The sequence below is a fragment of the Streptomyces sp. NPDC059452 genome, from assembly GCF_042750035.1.
In the GTDB taxonomy this organism is placed as follows: Bacteria; Actinomycetota; Actinomycetes; order Streptomycetales; family Streptomycetaceae; genus Streptomyces.
This window is the reverse complement of sequence record NZ_JBHYVE010000017.1, coordinates 14,482-25,042: the sequence shown is the minus strand read 5'-3', so window position 1 is coordinate 25,042 and position 10,561 is coordinate 14,482. Positions and strand designations below refer to the sequence as shown.

The following is a 10,561-nucleotide window of genomic DNA, read 5'->3' as shown; positions in this document are numbered from 1 at the left end:
GCGGCGGGGGACGGGCGGCGGGGAGCCGGTCACCAGGTCACGGGCAGGGCGTGCACTCCGTAGACGGCCATGTCGGACTTGAAGCGGATCTCCTCCGCCGGTACCGCCACGCGCAGTGTCGGCATCCGGCGCGCCACGGCGGCGTAGACCTCCTGGAGCTCCACCCGGGCCAGCGACTGACCCATGCACTGGTGGGGCCCGTATCCGAACGCGAGATGGCCGTGCGCCCGGGCCCGGGGGTCGAACTCCTCCCCGGCGGTGAAGCGTTCCGGGTCCCGGTTCGCCACGTTGATCGCGGCGATCACGCCCTCCCCGGCCCGGACGAGGTGACCGCCGACCTCCACGTCCTCGACGGCGATCCGCCGGATGCCGCGCTGCACCACGGTGAGGTGGCGCAGCATCTCCTCGACCGTGTCGGCGAGCAGCCGGGGGTCCTCGTCGGAGCCGAGGGCCGCGAAGTGCCGGGGGTGGCGCAGGAGGGTCAGCACCCCCAGCGAGATCATGTTGGCGGTGGTGTCGTGGCCCGCGGTGAGCAACAGCAGGGCCATGGCGGCGAGTTGGCGGCGGTCCATCGTCCCGTCGGCCAGGTGCCGGGCCGCCGTCCGGCTGATGAAGTCGTCCTGGGGGCGCAGTTCGCGGGCGGCCACGAGGTCCTCCAGATAGTCCTGGAGGGCTTGGCGCGCGGCGGCGGCGCTGTCCGTGCTCCCGGCGACGAGGTTCATGGTGTGGGTCAGCTCCCGGAAGAGCTCACGGTCCTCGAAGGGCACCCCGAGGAACTCGCAGATGACGGTGAGCGCCACGGGCAGCGCCAGATCGGCGACCAGCTCGGCCTCGGTCCCCTTGGCCATCCGGTCCAGGCACTCCTCGGCCACCGCGCGCACGGCGGGGCGCCACAGCTCGGCCCGCCTGACGGTGAACTCGCCCAGCACCAGGCGCCGTACGGCATCGTGCCGGGGGTTGTCCATGACGAGCAGCGTCGGTTCCACGGAGGTCTCGGCCAGCGCGACGGCGCTGGAGAGCGGGTAGCCGGGGCGGCTCTTGTCGGCGCTGAAACGCGGGTCGGACAGGACCGTGCGGGCGTCCTCGTAGCGGGTGAACAGCCAGGGCCGCACCCCGTTCCACAGCGTCACCCGGGGCACGGAGCCCGCCTCGCGGACGTCCGTCACCTCCTGGGGCGGTGCGAAGGGGCACTGACGGGCCATGGGGTAGTGCGGGCCGACGGGGTCAGACATGACGGATGCTCCGGTCGAGGTTCTCCCACCAGCGGCCGACGAGCGCGTCGTCCAGGGCGGGCGGGGTGATGCCCAGGGCGTGCAGGGCGGCGAGGGTGGCGTCGTTACGGTGGTGGTCGCGGTGGTCGCGGTGGTCGCGGTGGTCGGCGGGGCGGCCCGGGGCCGGGCCGCCGAGCAGATCGCGCAGATGCTCGCGGTAGGCCAGCGCGGGCAGGGCCCGGCCCGCCGCCTCGGCCTCGTCCAGCCGGTGCAGCCAGCTCTCCAGCGGGACCGGCGGGGTCGTACGGCCGGTACGCCGGTCGTGTACGGAGACCAGCTCGGCCAGCGGGGTCCGGCGCGGGTGGTGCAGGTGGTGCACCGCCCCCGGCCGCCCGCCGGACCCCGCGAGGGCCACCAGGGCGCGCGCCATCGTGTCCACGGGGAGCGCGTCGGTGGCGAGGCGGGGGTCGTCGGGGTGGCAGCCGAGGAGGGCGGAGGTGATCAGCAGACGGCTGAGGAAGTCGTCCTCGCTGATCGTGCCCGTCGTGCTGCCGCCCGCCCGGCCGAGCCGGTAGATCCGGGCGTCGGCGCCCCGGCCGAGGGCCTGGACGACCAGCTGTTCCGCCGCCCACTTCCCGGCCGCGTAGCCGCGTCCGCGCGGGTGGCGTTCGTGGGCGGTCGAGGTGGCCTCGGTGATGGTGCGCGCGGACGCCCTGCCGTCGGCGAAGACGCTCTCGGTGAAGACGTTCTCGGTGAAGACGCCGAGGGTGGAGATGTGGTGGAAGCGGGCGGGGCGGCCCTCCGAGGCGATCCGCAGCAGTTCGGCGGTGCCGCCGACGTTGGCGGCCGCCAGATGCTGGAATCCGGACAGATGGTGCACCTGCGCGCCCAGGTGGAACACGGCGGCCGCCTCGCGCACCGCCGCCTCCCAGCGCGTCCCGGCGAGCCCCAGACCGGGCAGGGCCAGGTCGCCGGGGACCGGCACGATCCGTGGGTCGTCCGCGTCGGGGCGCAGCCCGTACCGGCGCAGGGCGGTGGCCAGGCGCCGACGCGCGGCGTCCGGGTCCGCCGCCCGGACCAGGCACAGGACCGGGCCGGTCGTACGCTCCAGCAGCTCGGCCAGCACATGGGCGCCGACGAAGCCGGTTCCGCCGGTCAGCAGCACGGTGTCGTGCGGGGCGGCGGGCTCGGGCAGCACGGTGAAGGCGACCGCCGGATCGAGCCGGGCGTCTTCGGGGCCGACCACGGGACCGGCCGTGACCGCCGCCGGTCCCGTCGCGTCCAGACGGCGGGCCACGCCCCGTACGGTCGGGGCGGCCAGGAAGTCGGGCACGGCGATCCGGACGCCGTACTCCCGCTCGATACGTCCGAGGAGACGGATGACGCGCAGCGAGTGCCCGCCGAGCGCGAAGAAGTCGTCCTCGGGCGAGCCCACCGGGCCGTCGAGGACCTCCTGCCACAAGGCGAGCAGCCGCCGCTCGGTCCCGTTCGCCGCACTGTGCGTGCCGCCGCCCGGTGGCAGGCCGCGGACTGCGGCCAGCCGGGCGCCGAGGGCCTTCCGGTCCGCCTTGCCGTGGCTCCCGGTCGGGACGGCGTCGACGGGGACGGCCAGGCGCGGCACCATATGGGCGGGCAGCAGCCGCGCCAGGTGCTCGCGCGCCTCCGCCGGGGTGGCATGGCCGACATAGCCGACGGCGAGTTCGCCCTCGGCCCCCGCACCGAGCAGGACCGCGACGGCCCGCCGGACCCCGGGATGCTCCGTCAACGCGGCCTCGATCTCGCCCAGTTCGACGCGGAAGCCGCGGATCTTGACCTGGTGGTCGAGGCGGCCGAGGTAGTCGATGCTCCCGTCGGGCAGCCGCCGTACCCGGTCGCCGGTCCGGTAGCAGCGGCCGGCCGGGCCGAGAGCGGGGTGGGTGGTGAACAGCCGCCGGGTCTGCTCGGGGTCGTTCCAGTAGCCGTCCCCCAGCCCCGCGCCCGCGAGCCACAGCTCTCCCGGCACTCCGGTGGCCGCGAGCCGTCCATGGCGGTCGACCACGTACGCGGCCGTGCCGGGCAGCGGGGTCCCCACCGGCACCCGGGCCAGGCGGTCCCGCGGCTCCGCCCGGTGGGTGGTGGCGAGGATGGCGGCCTCGGTGGGCCCGTATCCGTTCACCACGACCCGGTCCCGGGCGAAGTGCCGTGTGTCGTGGACGTCGGCGGGCTCCCCGGCGACGAGCAGCACCCGTACCCCGGCCAGGTCCGGCCGGTCCAGGGCGCGCAGGAGCGAGGGCACGGTCACCATGACCGTCACACCCGCGGTGCGCAGGGTGCGGGTCAGGGCGTGCCCGTCGGCGCGGGTGGCGTCGTCCGCGTACACGAGGGTGGCCCCGTGCACGAGCGGTGCGAACTGCTCGAAGGCGGCCACGTCGAAGCCGGGCGAGGTCAGTTGCAGCCAGACGTCGTCCTCGGTGAAGGGATGCCGGTCCAGGCACCCCAGGAGCGTGTTCACGACCGCCCGGTGGGGGACCGGGACACCCCGGGGGCGGCCGGTGCTGCCGGAGGTGTAGATGACGTACGCGGCCGAGCCGGGATCGACCGGAACGCCGGGGCGCGGGCCCGGCTCCCCGGCGGGCGCGGCGAGGGCGTCGATGGCGGGCGCGGTGAGGGCGTCGATGTCCAGGATCGGTGGTACGGAGTCCGGCGCCGGTGGTACGGAGTCCGGGACCGGTGGTACGTCTCCGTCCGGCGGTGCGGACGGCCGGTCGGAGACGCGCCGGGCCAGCGTGTCGGAGAGCTCCTTGCCGCACACCAGCGCCACGGCCCCGGAGTCCTCGACGCAGTGCCGCAACCGCTCGGCCGGGTACGCGGGATCGAGCGGCACATAGGCGGCACCGGTTCTGAGTACGCCGAGGAGGGCCGTGACGAGGAGAGGGGAGCGCTCCAGGCAGACGGCGACCCGGTCGCCGGGCCCGATGCCCCGGGCGGAGAGCCGGGCGGCCACGGTGCCGGTGAGCCGGTCGAGTTCGGCGTAGGTGAGGCTGGAGTGGGCGTCGGCCACGGCGGTCCTGTGGGGCCGGGCGGCGGCCTGCCGGGCGACGAGCGCGGGGAGAGTGGTCTCCGTTCCGGCGGGGGGCGGCTCCGGGGCGCGGAGCAGCCGCTCGTACTCCCCGGGCTCGAACAGCTCGACGTCCCGCAGCGGCGGATCGCCGTCCGCCAGCCGGTCCAGTACGGCGACCAGCTGACCCGCCAGCCGGTGCGCCGTGGCACGGCTGTAGAGATCGGTGCTGAACTCGACCTCCACATCGAGCCCACCGTCCGACTCGTCCGACTCGTGGAAGGAGAAGGCGAGTTCGAAGGTGGCGGTGGTACGGTCCCGGGCCGTCCAGGGGGTGGCCCGCGCGCCGTCGAGGTCCAGCGCTCCCGGCGGGCGCTGCCGGTAGTTGACGACGGCCTGGAACGGCACCGCCGCACGGGCCGCGGTGGCCGGGGCCAGCTCCCGCCCCACCGCCTGGAACGGCACGTCCTGGTGGCGCAGCGCCTCGGCGGTGGCGGCCCGGATACCGGCCAGCAGCGCGCCGACGGACGTACCGGCGTCCGCCTCGACGCGTACGGGCAGCAGGTTGACGAAGCAGCCGACGAGGTCCTGGGTCCCCGCCCGGTCCCGCCCGGCGGCGAGGGTGCCCAGGCACAGGGCGTCCCGTTCGGAGTGGGCCGCGAGGACGGTGTAGACACCCGCGAGACAGAACATGTACGGGCTGACGCCGTGCCGACGGGCGGCCTCGGCCTGCCGTGCCATCTGCCGACGGCCGATGCGCAGCCGCACCCGGTCGCCCGCTCCGCTGAGGACGGCGGGCCGGGGACGGTCGGTGACGAGGTCCAGCGCGGCGGCCTCGCCCGCGAGCGCGGAACGCCAGAAGTCCGTTGCGGCGGCGAGGCGTTCGGGGCGGGGCGCGAGGGAGTGGCGCAGGTGGTCCGGGTAGGGCAGCGGCAGGGGTGGCAGGCCGTCGGTTTCCGGGTCCCGGTACAGGACGGAGAGCTCGGCGAGGAAGACGTCCAGGGACCAGTCGTCGGCGATGGCGTGGTGGACGGCGAAGTGGACGAGCGTACGGGACGGGCCGAGCGTGAGCACGAGGGTGCGCAGGAGGGGGGTACGGCCGTCGGCGTCCGGGCCCGCGGCGATCTGCTCGGCGACCAACTCCCGGGCCCGGGCCTCCTGGTCGGCAGCCGGGCCGGTGGTGGGATCGGTGTGGTGGGGTGCCGAGCCTGGGGTGGCGGTGAGGTCGATGTGGCGCAGTGCCGTACCCGGGTCGGCGGTGAGGTTCTGCCGCCAGCCGTCCGCGTCACGCCGTACGACGGTCCTCAGGGCGCCCTGCCGCCGCCCCAGGCGGGTCAGGGCCGCCCGTAGCCTGGGCAGGTGCAGCGGTCCCCGGACGAGGAACCCGCGCCCGATGACGTAACGCTCCCTGCTCTCCGCGGCCTCCTGCTCGAACCAGATCCCCTCCTGGCCGGGCGTCAGCCGCAGCCATGCGGTGTCCTCGTGCGGGAGCGCCGCCGGTGCCGGAACCCCGGCGGTGGCGGCGGCCACGCGGTCCGCGAAGGCACGGACCGTGGGCGCCCGGAAGAGGTCCGCGACCGTGAGGCTGACGCCCTCGTCGCGCTCGATGCGGGCGAGGACGGCCATGGCGGCCAGGGAGTCGCCGCCCACGGCGAAGAAGTCGGTGTCCGGGCCGACGGGGCGGCCGAGGACGGCCTGCCAGTGGGCGGCGAGGGGGCGGAGGGCGGCGGTCGTGGCTTCAGCGCTCTCCGCTTCGGCTTTCCTTGCTCCGGCCGTCTGAGGATCGGCTGTCCGGGAACCGGCTGTCCGGGCATGGGCTGTCCGTTCATCGGCTTCCGGACGGGCGCCCCCGGCCTCGGGCCCGGGCCCGAGCCCGGCTCCGGTGCCACCCCCGGCTCCGGCGCCGGAGCCCGTGTCCACCGAGCCGGACCCCGCCGCACCGTGCCTTGCCGCGCCGGAACCCGCCGTACCGGAACCCACGGCCCCGCCCCCCACCCCCCGGGACGCGTACACGGCGAGCATCCGGCGGTCCGTCTTGCCGTTGGCGGTGGCCGGGAGCACCGGCAGCACGGTGACGGTCGCCGGGACCGCCGGGGACGGCAGCATCGCGGCGATGTGGTCGAGGAGCGCCCGCTCATCGGCCTCGGGGTCCGGCGTCAGGACCACGAACGCGGCCAGTCGACGGCTTCCGGGGGCGCCGTACGGGACGACCGCCGCCTCGCCGACCGCCGGGTGCGTGAGCAACGCCCGTTCCGCCTCGGCGGGTTCGACACGGTGACCGCGGATCTTGACCTGGTCGTCGAAGCGCCCGAGGAAGGCCAGCGCCCCATCGGGCAGCAACCGCACCCGGTCGCCCGTCAGATACGCGGCACGGTCCGGCCGCCCCGGCTCGGGAACGAAGCGTTCGGCGGTCAGCCGCCCCTGCCCCCGGTACCGCCGGGCGACGCCGGTACCGCCGACGCAGAGTTCCCCCTCCTCGCCCGGCGCCGCCACGGTCCGGTCCGGGCGCAGGACGTGTGCGGTGGCCCCGGCGAAGGGGCGGCCGATGGGTACGTCGTCCCGCCATTCGGCCTCGTACGCCTGGGGCTTGTCCAGCACCTGCCAGCAGGCGTAGACCGTGGTCTCCGTGGGGCCGTAACCGTTGACGACCCGGCAGCCGGGCAGCTCGCGCAGCGCGGTCCGTACCGCTTCCGCGTCCGCCCGGTCCCCGCCCGAGACGAACAGCCGTAGCCCGCGCAGATCGGCGGTGATGTGCTCCGTCGCCAGCCGGAACAGCGGCGCGGCCAGCCGCAGTACGGTCACGCCGTGCCGGGCGCACTCCCGGCCGATGTCGTACACGCCCGGCCGGACCGCTTCCGGCAGCACCAGGCGGGCGCCGTTGAGCAGGGCTCCCCAGATCTCGAAGACGGAGGGGTCCACGTGCAGCGGGGCGAGCTGGAGGACGGTGTCGCCGGGACCGAGCGCGGCCTCGGGGGCGTGCGCCAGATCGAGCACCGAATGGTGCTCCACCTCCACGCCCTTGGGCGCTCCGGTGCTGCCCGAGGTGTGCATCACGTACGCGAGGGAACGCGGCCCCTGCCCGGCGGGCGCGCCCGGGGCGGACGGCGGCGGCTCGCCGAGGCCGGGCGGGCGCTCCTCGACCGGCAGGACCGTGACGTACGGCGGCAGTACGGCACGCAGTCGACCGGCATCGCCCGGCGCGGCGAAGACCGTGCGGACGCCGCTGTCGCCGACGAGCCCGCGGAGGCGTGCCTCGGGCGCCTCGGGGTCCAGCGGTACGTACGCGCCCCCGGCCAGCACCGTGCCGAGCACGGCGGCGACCGTGCCGGGCGAACGGTGGGCGCAGATCCCGACGGGCTCCTCGGCCGTCAGCGCGCCGAGGCGGCCTGCGGCCGACGCGGCGCGGGCGGCCAGCTCGCCGTAACCGATGCTCAGCCCGCCCTGGACCAGGGCCGTGCGGTGCGCATGGGCGCGGGCGGCGGCGGTGAAGGCCGCGCCGAGCGTGGTGGCGGGAGCGTTCACGGGGCCGGGGTCCCCTCCTGCGGGCCGCGCTCCAGGGCCTCGACGACGCGGGCGGTGTCGTAGAGGTCGAGGTAGCGGGATATGAGCCCGTCGCGGACGGTGAAGACGTTCATCCACTGCGCCTCGTAGCGCGCGTCGTTGGCCAGCACCCTCGTCCGGCTCACCCCGAGCACCACCACCCGGTCCCCGGCGTCGAGGTAGTCGTACGCGTCGCACTCCTGGACCTCGATCAGCTCGCGGACGATGCCGAAGAACGCGCGGAACCCCTCGACGCCCCGGTAGGTGCCCGCCCAGGGGAGCGAGGCGGGCCCGTGGTAGACCCACTCGAAGTCGGGGGCGAGCAGCGGCTCGATGTCGGCCAGCCGCCCCTCCTCGAACAACTGGAAGAAGCGGCGGACCACTTCGACGCTCTGCGCGCTCATGTCGTGCTCCTCTGGTCGGTGGCGGGCACGTCGGTGACGGGCGGGTCGGTGACGGGCGGTTCGGTGACGGCCGGGTCAGTGGCGGGTGCGTCGGCGGTTGGCGCGTCGATGGCGCGGTCGTGCGCGGGGACGCCGCGCTCGGCGGTACGGAGGGGAAGGAGCCGGGACAGCCGCTGCCCGAGCCCGAAGGCCGCGGCCTGCGCCAGGAGTCGTACGGGCCCGGTGCGGGACAGCCGCCGGGCGCCGCGCATCACCTGCCCGATCTCGCGTTCGGTGGCGGTCAGCGGCAGCAGGAAGACGTCGTAGACCACGAAGGCCCGGGCGCGGGTGATCCACCAGAGGATCAGCGCGTACGTCATACGCTCGCCCTCCGGGTCCACGAACCGGCCCAGCACCCCGGGCACGCGCGGTTCGAGCCGTCCCAGGAGCCCTTCGGCGAAGCGGCGGCCGACCACACCGCGCGGGCCGGTGTCCAGGGCGGCGATCCCTTCGCCCACCACGTCCGAGAGGGCGGCCACCCGCTCGGGGAGCCCGAGCGCGTCGACCTGCGCGACGGCCTGGAGGGCGAAGTGCGCGCCCAGCCCGTGGGCGTGGTGGGTGCGCAACTCCTCGACCAGGAGCGGATTGGCCCGCCGGGCGGCCGCGTACACCTCCTGGGAGACCAGCGCGGCGCCGGTCGGGAAACAGCCGTAACTCAGGGCCTTGGACAGGCTCATGAGATCGATGTGCGGCAGCCGTCCGTGGTGGGCGAAACGGGTGCCGCAGCGGTAGTACGACGTGAGGACCTCGTCCACGCCGATCAGATAGCCGTGTGCGTCCCGGCCCTCGGTGACGGCGTCCAGAAGGGTGCCGGGGATCGGGCCGTAGGCGTCGGAACTGCCGTGCACCAGCTCGATCCACACGAGCCCGACGTCACCGCCCGCCACCTCCTTGCGGAACTCGTCCGCCGCGTGCGGGGTGAAGGGGTCGATGTAGCGGATGTCGTCGTAGAGGGGGCCGAAGGGCGCCCGGGTGCGGTCGGCGGCGGTGGCGAGCAGCGATACGAGGGTCTTGCCGCCGTAGTTGTGCTTGAAGACGATGATGCGGCGCTGCCGGGGGCGGGCGAGCCGGGCCAGGGTGATCGAGCTCTCCACGGCGGAGGCCCCGCTGACGGCCGGGAAGGCGTGGGGCAGTCCGGTCTCCTTGGCCAGGATCTCCTCCAGCTCGCGGACATGGTCCCGGGCGGGGTCGTGGCCGCGTACGACATCGGTCAGTGCGTCCGTCGGGTTGTGGCCCGCCACGCCGAGCCCCGCCCCGCAGAGCCCGTCGACCAGTTCGAGTTCGCGGCCGGAGTCGAGGCGGACGGTGAGACGGGAGCCCTGGGCACGGACGACGTTCAGCGCCCCGTGGAGCTTGCGCTGCATACGGGCCGCCATGGGGTTGACATGGCGGGCGTAGAGGTCGAGGGCGGCCTGCCGGTCGGCGGCGGCCGCAGTCAGTTCGCGGTGTACGGGGCCCGTGCGCTCCCAGCGGGGTGACAGCCGGGCGATGACCGCGCGCATGGCGAGGGTGTTGCCGCCATAGGTGTTGGAGTGCAGGAAGCCGGTCTGCGGTGTGGACCACGGGGCGAACATGTCCGCGCTGCCGGTGAACGCCCCGAAGGGGACCTCCCGGCCGGTCAGGGGCTCCCCGAGGACGACGAGGTCGGGACGGAGGGCGGTCACGGCGGGGTGGGCCGGTGTGTGGTCGGGGCCGATGTCGCTGAGGTCCAGCGCGACCCGCGCACCGGCCGACCGGGCCGCGCGGGCCAGCTCCGCGACCTCCGCCAAGGTGTTCGCGTCAAGCCGCTCGGGGGCGCGTACGAGAAGGCCGCACACGGCGGTACCGGTCAGGGCCGCGCGTGCGGAGGCCACGGTGGTGTGGGCCAGGAGGCCGGGGGCGAGGGCGCGTTCGGGGCCCTCGCCGAGCGGGTCGGCGCGGCGGGTGAGGGTGCCGTCGGGGTCGAGGACCAGGACGCGGCCACGGTGGGTGGCGGCAGTCGCGGCGGCACGGTGGCGCAGCAGCTTCACCGCACCGTGCAGGGCCTCGTAACGGGAGTTGGCGAAGAAGCTGCGGTAGCGGGTGCCGGGCGGCGCGGCGGCCAGCTCGCGGACGAACTCGCTGATGAGACAGCCCGCTTGGGCCGCCTCGGTCGTGACGAACCAGGACGGCATCGCGAAGACCGGCCGCTTCTTCGCGATGAGGTCGGCCAGGATGCCGAGGGTCTGCGGGCCGGCCGGTCGCAGGTGCGGCTCGGGCCCGCGTACGGCAGGGGGGTTCCGGTGCATGACGCCATCTCGCTCGTGGGGAGGGCTCCCGGCGGCAGTTGACGACGCGGGAGGCAGGAGGGC

4 protein-coding genes are annotated in these 10,561 nt (G+C 75.2%); all 4 read right to left on the bottom strand.

Annotated elements, in window-relative coordinates; all coding sequences use genetic code 11:
- Nucleotides 1-29: 29 nt before the first annotated feature.
- The 4 genes from ACFW9Z_RS22235 to ACFW9Z_RS22220 are packed head-to-tail and all read right to left on the bottom strand — an operon-like array spanning nucleotide 30 to nucleotide 10,498.
- Nucleotides 30-1,232 carry a cytochrome P450 gene (locus tag ACFW9Z_RS22235; protein WP_384643622.1) on the bottom strand — a complete coding sequence of 401 codons (1,203 nt, stop codon included), beginning with the start codon at nucleotides 1,230-1,232 and terminating at the stop codon, nucleotides 30-32.
- The gene (locus ACFW9Z_RS22230; RefSeq protein WP_384643619.1) at nucleotides 1,225-7,770 is read right to left on the bottom strand and encodes an amino acid adenylation domain-containing protein; all 6,546 of its coding nucleotides are present in this window, start codon (nucleotides 7,768-7,770) and stop codon (nucleotides 1,225-1,227) included. Before ACFW9Z_RS22230 ends, ACFW9Z_RS22235 begins: the two co-directional genes overlap by 8 nt.
- Nucleotides 7,767-8,192 (bottom strand): nuclear transport factor 2 family protein, encoded by a 426-nt coding sequence (locus ACFW9Z_RS22225; RefSeq protein WP_384643616.1) that lies wholly within the window; start codon nucleotides 8,190-8,192, stop codon nucleotides 7,767-7,769. Before ACFW9Z_RS22225 ends, ACFW9Z_RS22230 begins: the two co-directional genes overlap by 4 nt.
- On the bottom strand, nucleotides 8,189-10,498 hold the full coding sequence (locus tag ACFW9Z_RS22220; RefSeq protein WP_384643613.1) for an aminotransferase class III-fold pyridoxal phosphate-dependent enzyme: 2,310 nt from the start codon (nucleotides 10,496-10,498) through the stop codon (nucleotides 8,189-8,191). The genes ACFW9Z_RS22225 and ACFW9Z_RS22220 overlap by 4 nt, the downstream gene beginning before the upstream one ends.
- Between the last annotated feature and the right edge of the window lie 63 nt (nucleotides 10,499-10,561).